Genomic DNA, 16,165 nt, shown 5'->3' on the forward strand with positions numbered 1-16,165 from the left:
GGTGGGGGAGGTCGCGTCTTTGGTATGGACATGTTCAAGTAACGGCAATAGCCTGAACTTGGTCTAGACCTGCACAGCTCACTGAACCTCCCCCACGTCTCCAGGAGCGGCAGTATGCGCACCAAGGCCAAGATCTCCGCAGCCGTGCTCGGCCTCGCGACCGCCGGAGCCTTCGTGCTCTCCACCGGCGGCGCCAGCAGTCACGGCTACACCGACCTGCCCATCAGCCGGCAGAAGCTCTGCAACAACGGAACCGTCGCCAACTGCGGCGACATCCAGTGGGAGCCGCAGAGCGTCGAGGGCCCGAAGGGCTTCCCGGCCTCCGGGGCGGCCGACGGACAGCTCTGTTCCGGGAACAACACCCGGTTCAGCCAGCTCGACAGCCCCAAGACCCCCTCGGGCGGCGCCTGGCCGACCACCAAGGTCAACGGCGGCCAGAGCTACACCTTCCGCTGGCAGTTCACGGCCATGCACGCCACGACGGACTTCAAGTACTACGTGACCAAGCAGGGCTGGAACCAGAACCACGCCCTGGCCCGCGCCGACCTGAACACGACCCCGTTCCTGACGGTGCCCTACAACGGACAGCGTCCGCCGTCCACCCTCAGCCACAGCGGCACCCTGCCCTCCGGACTGAGCGGCCACCACGTCATCCTCGCGGTCTGGACGATCGCCGACACGGGCAACGCGTTCTACGCCTGCTCCGACGTCACGTTCTGAGCGCGGATCTGAGCATTCCCTGAGCCGCCGGGCCGGCCGGCGTGGGTAGATTCCCCCACGCCGGCCGATCACGGCGGCACCGGAGTTCGGGGGATCTCATGGAAGTGCTGTTCTACGTTGTGCCGCTGCTCATGATCGGCACCGCGGTCCTCCTGCTGACCAGAGTCGTCCGCCGTGCCCGGGAGGTGCGCAGCGCCTGGGGCAGCGGGCTCACGGCCGAGGCGCGGTGTCTGCGGACGTACACCACGACCAGCGGCGGCGGGGAGACCATGGTGAGCACGACGCTGCACCACGTTTACGAGTTCACCACGCGTGACGGCCGCAGCGTCCGGTTCGAGGAGAGCAACGGACCCGCGACGGTCGTCGAGGGCGACATCGTCACCGTGCACTACGTGGCGGAGCGGCCGGAGCGGGCGACGGCCCACGCCCCGGCACGCGGGAAGCTCGCGGCGGAATCGGGCTGCCTGCTGGCTTTCCTGGGCGTGTTCATCACCGGCTGCGTGATCTTCATGGTCGTCGTCCACGTGTTCTTCTCGACGGCGGACGCCTTCTTTCCGTAGTCACGAGAAGGGCCCCTCGTGATCACGAGGGGCCCTTCATCCGTGCGCCGCCAGGGACTCGAACCCCGGACCCGCTGATTAAGAGTCAGCTGCTCTAACCAACTGAGCTAGCGGCGCATGACTCCCGCCGTCCGCTTCCCGCGGCCGGCGACGAAGAAAATACTACCTGGTCCTCGGGGGTGCTACGACCACCCCGGAGGCCGGAGGCGCCGGGAGGGCCCGAAGGCCGCCGGCGCCCCGGAGCGGCCCCTACAGCACGGCGCTCAGGAACTCCCGGGTGCGCTCGTGGTCGGGGTCGCCGAAGAGCTTCTCCGGCGGCCCGGACTCGATCACCCGGCCCGAGTCGAACATCAGCACCTGGTCGGAGATGTCCCGGGCGAAGTTCATCTCGTGGGTCACGCACAGCATGGTGATGTCGGTGGTGTGCGCGATCTCCCTGAGCAGGTCCAGCACACCGGCCACCAGCTCCGGATCCAGGGCCGAGGTCACCTCGTCGAGGAGCAGGATCTCCGGCCGCATGGCGAGCGCCCGGGCGATCGCCACCCGCTGCTGCTGCCCGCCGGACAGCTGCGACGGATGGGCGTCGGTCTTGTCCGCCAGCCCGACGAGGTCGAGGAGTCCACGGGCCCGCTCCTCCGCCTCCTCGCGGCCGAGCCCGAGCACGTTGACGGGCGCCTCCGTGATGTTCTGGAGCACCCTCATGTTCGGGAACAGGTTGAACTGCTGGAAGACCATCCCGATCTTCCTGCGGATCCGGCGCAGGTGCTTCTCGTCCGCCGGGCGCAGGGTCCCGCCCGGGCCGGGCATGTGGGACAGCGGTTCGCCGTCCACGTGGATCACGCCGTCGCTGACGCGCTCGAGCGTCATCAGCAGCCGCAGGATGGTCGTCTTCCCCGAGCCGCTCGGCCCGATCAGCGTCACGTGCTCACCGCGCCGGACGGCGAAATCCAGCCGGTCGAGCACGACGTGATCGCCGAAGCGCTTGACCACCTGGTCGAAGCGGACCAGATCCGCGTGCGGCACGTCCGGAGTCGCGTTCTCGGGCGCCTGCGGCGGCGTCTTCTGCAAAGGGTCAGTGGCCAAGGCGCTTCTCCAGCTTTCTCATCAGAAGCGAGGTCGGGTAGCTTGCCGCCAGGAAGAACAGGCCCGCGAGGGTGAATGTCTCGGCGTAGGTGAAGTGGTCCGCGCCGTATTCACGGGCCTTGGCGACCATCTCCTGGACCGTGATGACGGCCAGGAACGGGGTCTCCTTGAACATCGAGATGCCGTAGTTGCCGAGCGCCGGCAGCACCTTGCGCACCGCCTGCGGCAGGATCACCGCCTGCCAGGCGCGGCGCGGCGACATGGACAGCGCCCGGCACGCCTCCCACTGACCCTTCGGCACGGCGTCGATGCCCGCCCGGTACACCTCCGACAGGTAGGAGGCGTAGTGGATGCCGAGCACCGCGACGCCGATGGTCAGCGGGTCCACCGTGTTGAAGACCGCGTAGGCGCCGACCAGCTGCACCAGCAGCGGGGTGGACCGGACGAACTCGGTGACCGTCCGCACCGGCACGGTGACCAGCCGGCTCGGCACCCGTCCGGCCACGGCCACGAGCAGGCCGAGGACGGCGGCCACCGCGGTGCCGAGGACCGTGGCCAGCAGCGTGGTCAGAAAGCCGTGCCACAGCAGCGGCAGCGAGTCGCGGACGGCGCCCCAGTCCCATGCGTAGCTCACGACGCACCTCCCGCCATCCCGGGCTCGCGCGCCGACTCGGCGCCGCGGCGGCGCAGCAGGGCGCGGCGGCCCGTGTGTAGGCCGAGCCGGGACTTGGCGCGCCGTTCCAGGGCGTTCATCAGCAGGGTCAGCGCGTAGGCGAGGACGAAGTAGATCACCAGCAGGGTCAGATAGGCCCACGTGGTCGCGCCGGTGCGGTCACGCATCTGCTGGACCACCGTCGTCAGGTCGGCCGCGGAGATCAGCCACAGCAGCGGGGTGCACTTCAGCAGCTGGATCAGCAGGTTCGTGAACGAGGGGATCATCTGCACCCACGCCTGCGGCAGGATCACCCGGCGCATGCGCTGCGACGGCGTCATGTTCAGCGCGACGGCGGCCTCCCACTGCGCCCTGGGCACGGCGTTCAGCGCGCCGCGCACCACCTCGGAGCCGTAGGCGCCGTAGTTCATGCCGAACGCCACCACACCGCAGAACAACGGCGACAGTTCGTACCCGGACAGCAGCGGGAACGCGTAGTACAGCCAGAACAGCTGGACGTACAACGAGGTGCCGCGGAGGAACTCCACGACCACCCGGGAGACGCCGCGCGCGAGCAGGAGCCCGCTGCGTGCCGCGAAGCCGAACACGAAGGACAGGGCGAGCGCGACGGCCGAGCCGAGGACCGTGGCCTCGACCGTCACCAGGAGCCCCGACCACACGCTGGAGATGTGGTCGAAGAAGTACGTGTAGAAGTCACCCATGGACAGGCGTCCCCGTCAGCCCTTGCACAGGTCGGCGGTCTTCAGGCCCGCCGGCGGGATCGTGTCCTTGCCGAACCCGTACTCCCCGACGAGCCGCACATACCGGTCAGGATCCGAGGTGATCTTCTTCAGCTGCTCGTCGAAGGCGTCCCGGAGTTCCTCGCTGCCCTGGCGGAAGACGGCGCCGCCCGGGCTGTACTGCTTCACACCGTCGACCACCGGCACGAACGAGTCGGTGACCTCCACCTTCGGGTTGGTCCTGGCCAGCCAGCGCAGCGAGATGCCCGTCAGCACGAAGGCGTCGATCCTGCCCTGCGCGACCGCGTCCGCGCCGTCCTGCGGCTTCTGCAGCGTCCGTATGCCGCTCCCGGAGATCCCGGCGGCGGTGACGTAGCCCTTCTCCACCGCGCCCGACATCACGCCGATGGTCGCCCCGGCCGACTTGGCGGAGGCGAGGTCGGTCAGGTTCTTCGGGTTGCCCTTCTTCACCATCATCGCGGTGGGCGAGACGAACTCGGGCTCGGAGAACAGGGCCTTTCGGCAGCGCTCCGGGATGATGGCCATGCCCGCACTGATCACGTCGTACTTGCCGGCCTGGAGTCCGGGGATCAGACCGTCCCACTCGGAGAAGGCCGGCTTCAGCTCGTCCACTCCCAGGGCCTTGAAGATCTCTCTGTGCAGCGTCGGCGCCTCGCCCTTGAGCTGCCCGCCCTCCTCGAAGCCGTACGGGGCCTCGTTGGCGTAGGCCACCTTCACATAGCCCTGCTTCCTCAGCTGTTCCAGCTTCGAGCCCTTGCCGTCGCCGCTGTCCGTCTTGCTGCACGCGGCCAGCAGCCCGGGGACGGTGAGCATGCCGCCCACGGCCGCCGTCCTGGTCAGAAAGCCCCGGCGGGACAGGTTCGGGAACTCGGACATGGACACTCACCCTCCAGGAGGGCCTCGTCGGCTCGGGCCCTTTGCAGACAGTGGTGGCGCCTGCCCGCTCTCCGTGGTCCATGCGAGTGGACTCGGGGATGTGATCCAACGGTGTCCGGGGGGATACCGTTCCGTGTCCGGGCGCGAAGGTGCGGGGCGGGTGTGAACTCCAGCGCCTTCGGGCAGACGGCCCCTCAGAGGCCGCGAGGAGGCGCCATGGCGGAACGCCACGTCGAAGTCGCACTGGAGAAGCGCGGAGTCCGCTGCACGGCACGGCTGCTGGACGACCGGGCACCGCGCACCTGCGCCGCCGTCTGGGACGCGCTCCCGCTGAGCGGGGACGTCTACCACGCGAAGTACGCGCGCAACGAGATCTACGCGCTCTTCGCGCCGTTCGCCCGGGCGGAGCCACCGCTGGAGAATCCGACGGTCACTCCGATCCCGGGCGATCTGTGCTACTTCTCGTTCGCCGGCACCGAACTGGGCACGCAGGCCTACGGCTACGACCGCGTACCCGCCGCCGGGCCGACGGTCGTGGACCTCGCCCTGTTCTACGAGCGCAACAACCTCCTGCTCAACGGGGACGTCGGCTGGGTGCCCGGCATCGTCTGGGGCCGGGTCACCGAGGGCCTGGACGCCATGGCCCAGGCCTGCAACGACCTGTGGCGCTCCGGCGCGGCGGGGGAGACCCTCAGCTTCCGGCGGGCGTGAGCCGGGTCGCCACCCCCGCGTCGTACAGGGCGTGGGCCGCCCGCAGCACCAGGTCGTCGCGGTGCCGCGCGGCCACGATCTGGAGGCCGACCGGCAGACCGTCCTCGTCCCTGCCCACGGGCACGGACGCCGCCGGCTGCTGGGTCATGTTGAACGGGTACGTGAACGGAGTCCATCCGGTCCAGCGCCGGTGCCCCGAACCCTTCGGCACCTCCGCGCCCGCCTCGAACGCCGTGATCGGCAGGGTCGGCGTGACCAGCAGGTCGTAGCTCTGGTGGAAGTGGCCCATGACACGGCCGAGTTCCATGCGGACGTCCACGGCGGCCAGGTAGTCCAGCGCCGACAGCCTGGCGCCGGCCGCGCAGATCTCCCGCAGCCCCGGGTCGAGCAACTCCCGCCGGTGGGGCCCCAGACGCTGGACGACACGGGCGGCGCCGCTGAACCACAGGGTGTGGAAGGCCTCCACCGGGTCGGCGAAGGCGGGGTCGCTCTCGGTGACGTAGGCGCCGAGGTCCGCCAGCCCCGCCACCGCACGGCGCACCGCCCTGGCGACCGCCGGGCGCACCGGCACCTGGCCGCCCAGGGACGGCGAGTAGGCGACCCGCAGCCCCCGTACCCCGCCGGCCAGTGCCTCCGTGAACGATCCCGGGGGCGGGCCGAGCGCCGACCAGTCCCGCGCGTCGGGCACACCGATCACGTCGAGCAGCAGCGCCGCGTCCGCCGCGTCCCGGGTCATCGGACCCACGTGCGACAGCGTGCCGAAGGCGCTGGGCGGATACAGCGGGACCCGGCCGTACGTCGGCTTCAGGCCGAAGATCCCGCACATCGCGGCCGGGATGCGCACACTGCCGCCACCGTCCGTGCCCAGCGACAGGGGGCCCGCGCCGAGCGCCACGGCCGCCGCGCTGCCCCCGCTGGACCCGCCGGCGGTGCGGGCCGGGTCGAGGGGGTTGCGGGTGACGCCGGTCAGCGGGGAGTCCGTGACGCCCTTCCAGCCGAACTCGGGGGTCGTGGTCTTGCCGAGGAAGACCGCGCCGTGCTCGCGCAGCCGGGCCACCGAGGGGGCGTCCTCGTCCCAACTTCCCTCCTCCGCCACGGTCCTGGAACCGCGCAGGGTCGGGTGGCCGCGCAGCAGCAGGATGTCCTTGACGGTGACCGGCACCCCGTCCAGCAGCCCCGACGGCCTTCCGCGCCGCCACCGGTCCTCCGACTCCCGGGCCCGCGCCAGGGCGTCCTCGGCGGTGATCCGGACGAACGCGTTCACCTCCGGCTGGATCCGCTCGGCCCGTTCCAGGGCCGCCCGGGTGGCCTCCACGGGGCTGAACTCGCCCTTGCGGTAGCCGTCGAGCAGTTCTCCCGCGGTCAGCTCGGTGAGCTCGGTCATCGCGCCTCCAGACAGGGGTCAGTGTCCCGGTACGTATCCGCGCCGTTTGTCGACGACGTTCGGCAGCGGCTCGCCCGCCTCCCAGCGGCCGTACAGATCGACGAACTGGGCCGCCAGTTCGTCCCGCCAGCCGACCGTGTCACCGCTCATGTGCGGGGACACGACCAGGCCCGGCACCCGCCACAACGGGCTGTCGGGGGTGAGGGGTTCGTCCTGGAAGACATCCAGGGCGGCGCCCGCGATCCAGCGGTCCGTGAGCGCCCGGACCAGCGCCTCCTCGTCGACGAGCTGCCCCCGGCCGACGTTGACGAAGCGCGCCGAGGGCTGCATGAGGCCGAACCGGCGGGCGTCGAACATGCCGCGGGTCTCCTCGGTCAGCGGGGCCGCCGCGATCACCCAGTCGGCGCGGGCGACGAGCCGGTCCAGGTCCTCCGGGCCGTGCACTCCGGCGCGCGCGGTGCGGCCGACGACCGCCGCCCGCACGCCCAGCGCGCCGAGCGTGCGGGCGATCGCCCGGCCGATCGGCCCGGAGCCCACGACACACGCGCGCGTACCGGCCACCCGCTGCGACTCGCGGTGCCGCCACCGCCCCTCGCGCTGGAAGTCCAGGGTCCGCGGCAGGTCCTTGGCCAGGGCGAGGACGAGCGCGGCGACGTACTCGGCGATCGGTTCGTCGAACACGCCCCGCGCATTGGTCACCACCGTGCCGGACGCCGCGATCTCGGGACACATCAGATGGTCCACGCCCGCGCTCGCCGTGTGCACCCAGCGGGGCCGCGGCCCCTCGCCCGGCCAGACCTCCCGCACCGCGGTGGAGGTGAAGTCCCACACGAGCAGCACGTCCGCCTCGGGAAGCCGCGCGGCCAGCCCGGCCGCGTCCGTGCGCACGATCCGGGCGCGGCCGGTGAGCCGGCCCAGACGCGGCGGCGGGTCGGCGTCCAGGACGAGCAGGACGGGGACACTCATGGCGAGCCGTTTCTCGTAAGGGGCGGCCGTCTGACGTGCACGGATTGACCACGCTCGCACCCGAACCTACCTTCGTCAACACGGGCGCCCGTACGGACGGTTGCTCTCTGCTGCCCCACCGTGTCGTTCACCTGCCGTCAGTGCCGCCCTCCCGTCTCCCTCACGTGAGGCAGGTGTCTGCCATGGACGCCACGCACGACATGAACGGCATGGGGATCTCCTTCCTCGGCGGCCCGTGCCCGCAGCGCGGAGTCGGGGTCGTCGCCCCCTTCGACTTCGCGCTGGACCGCGAGCTGTGGCGGTGGGTGCCGGACGAGGTCTCGCTGCACCTGACCCGGACGCCGTTCGTGCCGGTGGAGGTGAGCCTGGACCTGGCGCGGCTGGTCAGCGAGCACCAGACGCTCGACGCCGCGGTGCGCACCCTGACCGCCGTCGCCCCAGAGGTCGTCGCCTACGCCTGCGCCTCGGGCAGCTTCGTCGGCGGGATCGCCGGCGAGCGCGCGATGTGCGCGGCGATGACACAGGCGGGCGCGGCGGACGCGGTGACCACGTCCGGGGCACTGCTGGAGGCGCTCGCGGAGCTCGGCACCCGGCGGGTGGCACTGGTGACCCCGTACACGGTGTCCTTGACGCGATCACTCCAGGACTACCTGGCCGAGGCCGGCGTCACCGTCACCGGGTGCGCGTACATGGGGCTGACCCGGCACATCTGGAAGGTGCCGTACCGCGGGGTGGTCGACATGGCCCGCCGGGCCGTGCGCCGCAACCGCCCGCAGGCGCTGTTCCTGTCCTGTACGAACCTGCCGACCTACGACGTGATCCCGCAGCTGGAGGCCGAACTGCGCATACCGGTGATCTCGGCCAACCAGGTCACGATGTGGGCTGCGCTGCGCCGGCTGGGTACCCGAGCGGTGGGGCCCTACCAGGCGCTGCCGGCCGGTGTGCCTCCCGCGCCGCCCAGGCCGCGGCACGGTGACGGCGGCGCCTGGCCCGTACTGTCCGACGAACAGCAGGAAGGCAGGCCATGACCGCACTCGGATTCCTCTACCCGGGCCACTCCGCAGAGGACGACTATCCGCGCATCGAGCAGCTCCTGGGCAGCGACATCCGGGTGGACCTGGTCCACACCGACATCGGCGAGGACGCGCACCGGGCGGACGCGCTCTACGAGATGGGCTCGCCCGAGCGGCTCGCACAGGGCGTGGAGGGGCTGCGGCTGGCCGGCGTCGAGGCGGTGGTGTGGGCGTGCACCAGCGGCAGCTTCGTACGCGGCTGGCAGGGCGCGCACGAGCAGGTCCGCGCGCTGGCCCGGACTGCGGGCATGCCGGCCTCCTCCACCTCCTTCGCGTTCGTGCACGCGGCGGCCGAGATCGGCGCCCACCGGGTCGCGGTCGCCGCGACCTACCCGAAGGACGTCACCGGCCTGTTCACGGACTTCCTGCGCGCCGGGAAGGTGGAGGTGGCCGCCGCCCGCAGCGCCGGGATCATCACCGCGGCCGAGGTGGGCACCTGGGGCGAGGCGGAGATCCTGGCCCTGGCGCGGGAGGCGGACGTCCCCGAGGCGGACGCGGTCCTGCTGCCCGACACCGCCCTGCACACGGCGTCCCACCTGCCCGCCCTGGAGAGGCACCTCGGCAAGCCCGTCCTCACGGCGAACCAGGTGACCGTCTGGGAGGCGCTGCGGCTCACCGACCGCCGGGTCAACGCGCCCGCTCTGGGCGCGCTGTTCACGCGCGAGCCGATCGTCCAGATGTGACACCGGCGCGGTTGCGGTCCCCCTCACGCGGGCGGAGGCTGGAAGTGTCCGGCGGTGCAGCGAGAACGCCCGGGGCCCGGGACGACCGACGCCCCCGCCTTCCTGTGTCATCCCCCTGGTTGGTGTCCCCCGGCAACGGCCCGTGGTCGCCGCCGTCGTCCAGCGTTCGACGCGGAGGTGACCCAGGTGAAAGCCGTCGTCTACGAAAAGCCCTTCAACGTCACGGTGAGGGACGTCGACGATCCCCGGATCCAGCACCCGAACGACGTGATAGTACGGGTCACGTCCACCGCGATCTGCGGATCCGACCTGCACATGTACGAGGGCCGCACGGCCGCCAAGGCGGGAATCGTCTTCGGCCACGAGAACCTCGGCGTCGTCGAGGAGATCGGCGACGGCGTGACGTCGCTGTCCCAGGGCGACCGGGTCGTGATGCCGTTCAACGTGGCCTGCGGGTTCTGCAAGAACTGTCTCGCCGGGAAGACCGGGTTCTGTCTGACGGTGAACCCCGGCTTCGCGGGGGGCGCCTACGGATACGTGGCGATGGGCCCTTACACCGGTGGTCAGGCCGAGCGGCTGAGGGTGCCGTTCGCCGACTTCAACTGTCTGAAGCTGCCGCCGGGCGACGAGTTCGAGACCGACTTCGTGCTGCTCGCCGACATCTTCCCGACCGGCTACCACGGCTGCGAACTCGCCAAGGTGTCGCCCGGTGAGTCCGTCGCCGTCTTCGGCGCCGGACCGGTGGGCCTGATGGCCGCCTACTCGGCGCTGCTGCGCGGCGCGTCGAAGGTGTTCACGGTCGACCGGGTGCCCGAGCGGCTCGCCAAGGCGGAGGAGATCGGGGCCATCCCCATCGACTTCACCAAGGGCGACCCGGCCGAACAGATCATGGAGATGACCAACGGCGAGGGCACCGACAAGGGTGTGGACGCCGTCGGCTACCAGGCCCAGTCGCACAAGGACGTCAGCCACGAGGAGCCCGCCGTCGTCCTCAACACGCTTGTCGAGACGGTACGGCCCACCGGCCTGCTCGGCATACCGGGGCTGTACGTGCCCTCCGACCCGGGCGGACCCGACGAGCACGCCAAGCACGGCCAGCTGCTGGTTTCCATCGGCAAGATGTTCGAGAAGGGCCAGCAGATGGGCACCGGCCAGTGCAACGTGAAGCAGTACAACCGGCAGCTGCGCGATCTGATCATCGCCGGGCGCGCCAAGCCCAGCTTCGTGGTCTCCCACGAGCTGCCGCTGGACCAGGCGCCCCAGGCGTACGAGAAGTTCGACAAGCGGATCGAGGGCTACACGAAGGTGGTCCTGCACCCGGGCCACGCGCTCGCGGCGTGAACGCGGGCTGAGACGAGCCGCCGCGGCCGGGGCCTTCCGCCCCGGGCCCCGTCCCCTCTCCCGGGGGCCGGGGCGGAGCCCCGCGGCGGCTCCTCTCATGCAAGCGGGACGGCCGGGAGCGGGAAAGGAACAAACGGCAGCGGTGCCCTGTTGACGCCGGTCAGGAAAGTGAACGGTCAACCAGCAGGAGGCACCCGTGGCGGGAGACGAGATCAGGGGCACGGCACTCGGGACCGCCCCGGTACCCCTGTCCGTACTGGATCTGGTGACCGTGGGCGCGGGGCACACCGCCACCGAGGCGCTGCGCACCAGCGCCGCCCTGTCGAGGACCGCGGAGTCCCGTGGCTACCACCGCTACTGGGTCGCCGAGCACCACTCGATGCCGGGCGTCGCGTCCTCCTCACCGGCCGTGATCCTCGCCCACCTCGCCGCCCACACCGACCGGATCCGCCTCGGCTCCGGCGGCGTCATGCTGCCCAACCACGCCCCGCTGGTCATCGCGGAGCAGTTCGGCACCCTGGAGGCCCTGGCACCCGGCCGTGTCGACCTGGGTCTCGGCCGCGCCCCCGGCACGGACGGCGCCACCGCCGCCGCCCTGCGCCGCACCGACCACCTCGACCGGGGCGCCGACGACTTCCCGCAGCAGCTCGCCGAGCTGATCCGCTTCCTCGACGACGACTTCCCCGACGGCCACCCCTACCGCCGCATCCACGCCGTGCCCGGCCCGGTCCAGGCGACCTCCCCGGGTGGCGTGCAGTCCCCGCACCGCCCGCCGGTCTGGCTGCTCGGCTCCTCCGGCTTCAGCGCCCGCCTGGCGGGCACGCTCGGCCTGCCGTTCGCCTTCGCCCACCACTTCTCCGCGCAGAACACCGTCCCGGCCCTCGACCTCTACCGCGATTCGTTCCGCCCGAGCGCGGTGCTGGACGCCCCGTACGCCCTCATCGGCGTCGCGGCCCTCGCCACCGAGGAGGAGCGCGAGGCGCGCCGCCAGGTGCTGGCCGCCGCCCTGAACATGGTCCGGCTGCGCACCGGCCGCCCCGGCCTCGTGCCCACCCCGGAGGAGGCGGAGGCGTACGAATTCAGCTCGATGGAGCGGGAGTTCGTCGACTCCTGGAACGCCAACGTCGTCCACGGCACCCCCGACGAGGTCCGCTCCGGCCTCGACGACCTGCAAAAGCGCACCGGCGCCGACGAGTTGATGATCACGAGCAACGCCCACAGCGGCGCCGTACGCCTGCGCAGCTACGAACTCATCGCGGACGCCTACGGACTGCCGGCGGACGTCCGGTCGCTGTCCGGCGACTGAACGGGCCCGGCACCGGCCGGCCGAACGAGCTTGGCTCCGGCTTCGGACGCGGTCGGCCGAACGAGCTCGGTTCCGGCTTCAGGCGCGGCCGTCCAGCAGCTCGGAGATGCGGTCGGGCGACACCGGCCGGGAGTACAGCCACCCCTGTCCGGTGTCGCAGCCGATCCGGCGCAGCCTGCTCGCCTGGTCCGTCGTCTCCACGCACTCGGCGGTGACGGTCAGCCCCAGCCGGTGGGCGAGCTGGATCATCGCCTCCACGATGACCTCGTCCGCCGGGCTCGGCCGGCTCGCCGCGCCCTCCGGCTCCTCGTGCTGGAACCCCCGTACGAAGGAGCCGTCCAGCTTCAGCGCCGACACCGGCAGGCGGCTCAGGTAGGCGAGGTTGGAGTATCCGGTGCCGAAGTCGTCGATGGCGATGTGCACGCCCATGTCGTTCAGGGACCGCAGGGCCTCGAGCGGCCCCCCGGCCGAGCCCATCACGGCCGACTCGGTCAGCTCCAGCTGGAGCAGGTGCGGCGCCAGCCCGGTCCGGGCGAGCACCTCGGCCACGTCCGCGACCAGGTCGGAGTCCCACACCTGCCGGACGGCCACGTTGACGCTGACGAAGATCGGCGGCTCGTCCGGGTGGTCCAGCTGCCAGCGGCGGGCCTGGTGGCAGGCGGTGGCCAGGATCCAGCGGCCCAGCGGCACGATCGAGCCGTCCTCCTCCGCCAGCGCGATGAACCGATTCGGCGTCAGCGTGCCGAACTCAGGGTGCCGCCAGCGGACGAGGGCCTCGACCCCGCGCAGCCGCCCGTCCTCCATGCCGACCAGCGGCTGGTACTCCAGGGCGAACTCGCCGCGTTCGACGGCCGCGCGCAGCGTGGAGACCAGGGCCTGACGGGTCATGCGGTGCGCGTTGCGCTCGGGGTCGAACAGTGTCCAGCGGGCCTTGCCGTCGGCCTTCGCCCAGTACAGCGTCGTGTCGGCGGCCTGCATCAGCGCGGTGGCCGACGATCCGGCCGCGTGCCGCTCGACCACGCCGATGGACGCCGACACCGACAGCAGTCGGCCGGCGACCTCGAAGGGTTCCTGGAGGGCCGAGAGCACCGACTCGGCCAGCTCCGCGAGCTGCTCGGTGCCGGTCGAGTCCTCGACGAGCAGCGCGAACTCGTCGCCGCCCAGCCTGGCCACCAGCGGTGTGCTCGTCCGGCCGTGGCCGGCCTCGTCGGCGCACCGGGTCAGCCGTTCGGCCACCGCGGCGAGCAGCCGGTCGCCGACGCGGTGGCCGAGGGTGTCGTTGACCGCTTTGAAGCCGTCGAGGTCCAGGTAGCACAGGCCGACCCGGCCGCTTCCGCCGCGCTCGTACGACTCCGTCTCCAGCGCGGCCGACAGGCGCTCGAAGAACAGGGTGCGGTTGGGCAGCCGGGTCACCGGGTCGTGGTTCTTCAAGTGCCGCAGCCGGGCCTGGAGTTCGCGCCGGGCGCTGATGTCGGCCACGGACAGCAGCACGCCCGGGGAGCCGGGGGTCAGGGGCGCGACCGTGACCTGGACCCACAGCCGGTGGCCGTCGGGGTGCTTGAGCCGGCGGGCGCAGCGCAGCCGGGCCTGCCGGCCGCGCAGCACCTCGCCGTAGGCGTGCCGGGTGCGGGCGTCGGAGGCCAGGTCCACCAGATCGGCGGCGGGCTGACCGGCCAGCTCGTCGGGGCCGGCGCCGAGGAGCGCGCCGAAGGTCTCGTTGGCGCTGACGACCAGGCCCTCGTGGTCGACGACGGCCATCGCCAGCGGCGCCGCGGAGAACGCGGACCGGAAGGGGCGCTCGGCGCCGGTGTCCGGGCCGGGGGCCGGGGCGGTGTTCAGGGCGGGGTTCGGAGCGGCGTTCAGGAAGGCGTCCGGGGTGGGGTCCGGGGCCGGTTCCAGGTCGGGTTGAGGGGCCGGTTCCAGGATGGATTCGGATGCCGGTTCCGGGATGGGTTCCGGGGCTGATTCCCGGGCGGGTACCGGGGTGGTGCAGGCCGGTGGTGGTGCGGACCCGAGCAGGTCCATGACGGCGGGCACGGATTCGGCCAGGACGGTGAATCGGGGGGCGGCGGGAGCCGGTTCCGCCATCGGAGTGAGGCCGTGGGCGGGGAGGAACCCGGCGGGACCGGCGCCGGAGGGCGCGGGCGCGGTGGGGGCGACGGCCCGCTCGGCCGCGGCGGCCGTGGCCGGATCGGTACCCGGAGGCCTCGCGACATCACTCTCTGTGACAATAGGTCGGATGAGATCTGCCGCGGGCGTCGGCCCTTCGGACGTTCCGCTCACCGCTCGCTCCCGCAGTGCACTCGGTTCTTCTTATCGGTCTCGTCGGGTGGCCGACCGGGTGGTGGACGGCGGCCCGGCCCGTGTCCGCGCAGGAAGGTGCAGGGAAAGTGTGTCGATCATAGATGCCGTCGGCGAACCCCTTCCAGCCGCTCGCCGGTCCCGCGCGGCGGCCGGCCGTTCGTCCGGATCGTTTCCGATCACGCTTGGACGGGTTCTTCATATGGCTGACCGCTTGTGACGTTCCGTGAGCGGTCCGGGGGGCGTCGTATCCCTGGAATCGCGTCGGACCGTCCTGTCGTGAACTCGCTTCCCTCACCCTTCCGGTGCAGACAAACAGGGCGTACCCCTACAAACTCCCACAGGCTGGGTGCGGTGTCCCGCGAACCGCCCCGGAGGTCCCTGTGCCGTGTCAGCTGCCCCTGAAGGCGCTCGGCCACGACGTCCTCAGAGCGCTGAACCAGGCCGGGGTGCGCCCCAGGCTGCGCAGCACCGCGGCCGTGTTCACCACCATGTCGGCGGTCGCCGCCACCTCGATCCTGGGCGGGCCCTCGGTCGCCGAGCCGTTCTCCACCGCGCTCTGCGCCCTGCAACGCACGGACGCCCACCACTCGGAGGGACTGGACACCTGGAACCCCTCCTACGTACGGCCGACCGGGACGCTGAACGCCGTCCTGGTGTTCCTGTCCTTCCCGGACTCCACCCCGCGCACCACCCCGGCCGAACTCACCGCCGACCACTTCCCGGCCACCAGCCGGTACTTCGAACAGGCGTCGTACGGCAGGTTCACCCTGCGCCCCCACCCGCTGCGGCGCTGGACCCGGATGCCGCGTCCGTCCACGGCGTACGCCATGCACCGGGACTGGAACGCTCGGGACCGCACCGCGTATCTGCACGACGCGCTCGCCGCGGCCGACCCCGAGGTCGACTTCTCGCGCTACGACGTCGTCTACTTCGTCGCCGACCCGGACGCGCCCGGCGTCGACTCGGACGCGACGAAGGTCGTCAATCTGGACACCCCGCTGCGAGCCGACGGCAAGGAGATCCGGCGGGTGGTGACGGTCTTCGAACGGCACCCGCCGGACCGGCTGGTGCTCGCCCACGAGTCCGGGCACGTCTTCGACCTGCCCGACCTGTACCACCGGCCCGCGGACGGCAAGGGCGACTGGGACACCTACGTCGGGGACTGGGACCTGATGGGCAGCCAGTTCGGCCTCTCGCCCGACCTGTTCGCCTGGCACAAGTGGAAGCTCGGGTGGCTGGACCCCCGTCAGGTGACCTGTGTGCGAGGGGGACCGATCCGGCTGACCCTGGAACCGGTGGAGGTGGGCCCGGCGGGTGCGGGTTCGTCGGTGACGGCCACCGCCGGGTCGCCGCTGTTCGGGCTCGGCAGCGGAACGAAGCTGGTGGTGGTGCGCACCGGGAGCGACAGCGTGCTGGCCATCGAGGCGCGGGCGTCGGTCGGCAACGACGTGACCGGGTGCCGGCAGGGGGTGCTGGTGTACCGGGTGCGCAGCGGGGCGGACTCCGGTGGCGGCCCGGTCGAGGTGATCGACGCCCATCCGCACACCGATGCCTGCGAGGGGACCTCGGTCCAGCCCGCGCTGGCCGATGCCCCGATCGACGTGGGGGAGAGCTTCACCGTGCCGGGCGACGGGGTCCGGGTGGAGGTGGAGAACCGTACGGCGTCCGGCGCGTACACCGTCAAGATCACCACGGCGTGACGCCGGCCGCACACACAGCGATGGCGAGACCGGTTCGCTCTCCGC

15 protein-coding genes and 1 tRNA gene are annotated in these 16,165 nt (G+C 71.7%); 8 read left to right on the top strand and 8 right to left on the bottom strand.

Annotated features, from left to right (window positions below):
* Positions 1-114 precede the first annotated feature (114 nt).
* Together TNCT6_RS19750 and TNCT6_RS19755 are read left to right on the top strand one after the other, a co-directional pair.
* Positions 115-720, top strand: coding sequence for a lytic polysaccharide monooxygenase (locus tag TNCT6_RS19750; protein ID WP_141360622.1), 606 nt, complete (start codon positions 115-117; stop codon positions 718-720).
* 98 nt (positions 721-818) lie between these two features.
* A complete protein-coding gene (locus TNCT6_RS19755) occupies positions 819-1,280 on the top strand; it encodes a DUF3592 domain-containing protein (protein WP_141360623.1) in 462 nt (153 codons plus the stop codon).
* 43 nt (positions 1,281-1,323) lie between these two features.
* Here the strand turns inward: TNCT6_RS19755 and TNCT6_RS19760 are convergent.
* The 5 genes from TNCT6_RS19760 to ehuB form a co-directional block, all read right to left on the bottom strand.
* Positions 1,324-1,397 (bottom strand) — tRNA-Lys (locus tag TNCT6_RS19760).
* Positions 1,398-1,529: 132 nt separating this feature from the next.
* Positions 1,530-2,363: an ectoine/hydroxyectoine ABC transporter ATP-binding protein EhuA gene (gene ehuA, locus TNCT6_RS19765; RefSeq protein ID WP_141360624.1), complete on the bottom strand. Its 834-nt coding sequence runs from the start codon at positions 2,361-2,363 to the stop codon at positions 1,530-1,532.
* Positions 2,353-2,997, bottom strand: a complete 645-nt coding sequence (gene ehuD / locus TNCT6_RS19770; RefSeq protein ID WP_141360625.1) for an ectoine/hydroxyectoine ABC transporter permease subunit EhuD — start codon at positions 2,995-2,997, stop codon at positions 2,353-2,355. Before ehuD ends, ehuA begins: the two co-directional genes overlap by 11 nt.
* Positions 2,994-3,737, bottom strand: coding sequence for an ectoine/hydroxyectoine ABC transporter permease subunit EhuC (gene ehuC / locus TNCT6_RS19775; protein WP_141360626.1), 744 nt, complete (start codon positions 3,735-3,737; stop codon positions 2,994-2,996). The genes ehuD and ehuC overlap by 4 nt, the downstream gene beginning before the upstream one ends.
* A gap of 15 nt (positions 3,738-3,752) precedes the next feature.
* Positions 3,753-4,652: an ectoine/hydroxyectoine ABC transporter substrate-binding protein EhuB gene (gene ehuB, locus TNCT6_RS19780; protein WP_141360627.1), complete on the bottom strand. Its 900-nt coding sequence runs from the start codon at positions 4,650-4,652 to the stop codon at positions 3,753-3,755.
* A 216-nt stretch (positions 4,653-4,868) separates the two neighbouring features.
* Between ehuB and TNCT6_RS19785 the strand changes: the two genes are divergently transcribed.
* Positions 4,869-5,363, top strand: a complete 495-nt coding sequence (locus tag TNCT6_RS19785) for a DUF3830 family protein (protein ID WP_141360628.1) — start codon at positions 4,869-4,871, stop codon at positions 5,361-5,363.
* Here TNCT6_RS19785 and TNCT6_RS19790 read toward each other — a convergent pair.
* Positions 5,344-6,747 carry an amidase gene (locus TNCT6_RS19790; protein WP_141360629.1) on the bottom strand — a complete coding sequence of 468 codons (1,404 nt, stop codon included), beginning with the start codon at positions 6,745-6,747 and terminating at the stop codon, positions 5,344-5,346. The genes TNCT6_RS19785 and TNCT6_RS19790 overlap by 20 nt on opposite strands.
* Before the next feature lie 18 nt (positions 6,748-6,765).
* Positions 6,766-7,713, bottom strand: a complete 948-nt coding sequence (locus TNCT6_RS19795) for a D-2-hydroxyacid dehydrogenase (RefSeq protein WP_141360630.1) — start codon at positions 7,711-7,713, stop codon at positions 6,766-6,768.
* Between the two features lie 209 nt (positions 7,714-7,922).
* Between TNCT6_RS19795 and TNCT6_RS19800 the strand changes: the two genes are divergently transcribed.
* The 4 genes from TNCT6_RS19800 to TNCT6_RS19815 all read left to right on the top strand — a co-directional run bounded on the left by TNCT6_RS19800 (position 7,923) and on the right by TNCT6_RS19815 (position 12,116).
* Complete coding sequence (locus TNCT6_RS19800; protein WP_172633227.1) at positions 7,923-8,741, top strand: decarboxylase; 819 nt, start codon at positions 7,923-7,925, stop codon at positions 8,739-8,741.
* Entirely contained in the window at positions 8,738-9,469 is a 732-nt protein-coding gene (locus TNCT6_RS19805) for an aspartate/glutamate racemase family protein (RefSeq protein ID WP_141360631.1), read from the top strand. The genes TNCT6_RS19800 and TNCT6_RS19805 overlap by 4 nt, the downstream gene beginning before the upstream one ends.
* Before the next feature lie 186 nt (positions 9,470-9,655).
* On the top strand, positions 9,656-10,810 hold the full coding sequence (locus TNCT6_RS19810) for a glutathione-independent formaldehyde dehydrogenase (protein WP_141366611.1): 1,155 nt from the start codon (positions 9,656-9,658) through the stop codon (positions 10,808-10,810).
* 196 nt (positions 10,811-11,006) lie between these two features.
* Positions 11,007-12,116, top strand: coding sequence for an LLM class flavin-dependent oxidoreductase (locus tag TNCT6_RS19815; RefSeq protein ID WP_141360632.1), 1,110 nt, complete (start codon positions 11,007-11,009; stop codon positions 12,114-12,116).
* 78 nt (positions 12,117-12,194) lie between these two features.
* Here the strand turns inward: TNCT6_RS19815 and TNCT6_RS19820 are convergent, their stop codons facing one another.
* Positions 12,195-14,141, bottom strand: a complete 1,947-nt coding sequence (locus TNCT6_RS19820) for an EAL domain-containing protein (RefSeq protein WP_373996241.1) — start codon at positions 14,139-14,141, stop codon at positions 12,195-12,197.
* 659 nt (positions 14,142-14,800) lie between these two features.
* Here TNCT6_RS19820 and TNCT6_RS19825 point away from each other — a divergent pair.
* Entirely contained in the window at positions 14,801-16,120 is a 1,320-nt protein-coding gene (locus TNCT6_RS19825) for a M6 family metalloprotease domain-containing protein (protein WP_141360633.1), read from the top strand.
* Positions 16,121-16,165: the final 45 nt, after the last annotated feature.

The sequence above is a fragment of the Streptomyces sp. 6-11-2 genome (assembly GCF_006540305.1).
Classification (GTDB): Bacteria; Actinomycetota; Actinomycetes; order Streptomycetales; family Streptomycetaceae; genus Streptomyces.

Bases quoted from the DNA above. Each gene is read 5' to 3' on its own strand.
- TNCT6_RS19750 (WP_141360622.1), top strand. From the start codon at position 115: ATGCGCACCAAGGCCAAGATCTCCGCAGCCGTGCTCGGCCTCGCGACC.
- TNCT6_RS19755 (WP_141360623.1), top strand. From the start codon at position 819: ATGGAAGTGCTGTTCTACGTTGTGCCGCTGCTCATGATCGGCACCGCG.
- ehuC (WP_141360626.1), bottom strand. From the start codon at position 3,737: ATGGGTGACTTCTACACGTACTTCTTCGACCACATCTCCAGCGTGTGG.
- ehuB (WP_141360627.1), bottom strand. From the start codon at position 4,652: ATGTCCGAGTTCCCGAACCTGTCCCGCCGGGGCTTTCTGACCAGGACG.
- TNCT6_RS19785 (WP_141360628.1), top strand. From the start codon at position 4,869: ATGGCGGAACGCCACGTCGAAGTCGCACTGGAGAAGCGCGGAGTCCGC.
- TNCT6_RS19790 (WP_141360629.1), bottom strand. From the start codon at position 6,747: ATGACCGAGCTCACCGAGCTGACCGCGGGAGAACTGCTCGACGGCTAC.
- TNCT6_RS19795 (WP_141360630.1), bottom strand. From the start codon at position 7,713: ATGAGTGTCCCCGTCCTGCTCGTCCTGGACGCCGACCCGCCGCCGCGT.
- TNCT6_RS19800 (WP_172633227.1), top strand. From the start codon at position 7,923: ATGGGGATCTCCTTCCTCGGCGGCCCGTGCCCGCAGCGCGGAGTCGGG.
- TNCT6_RS19805 (WP_141360631.1), top strand. From the start codon at position 8,738: ATGACCGCACTCGGATTCCTCTACCCGGGCCACTCCGCAGAGGACGAC.
- TNCT6_RS19820 (WP_373996241.1), bottom strand. From the start codon at position 14,141: ATGGACCTGCTCGGGTCCGCACCACCACCGGCCTGCACCACCCCGGTA.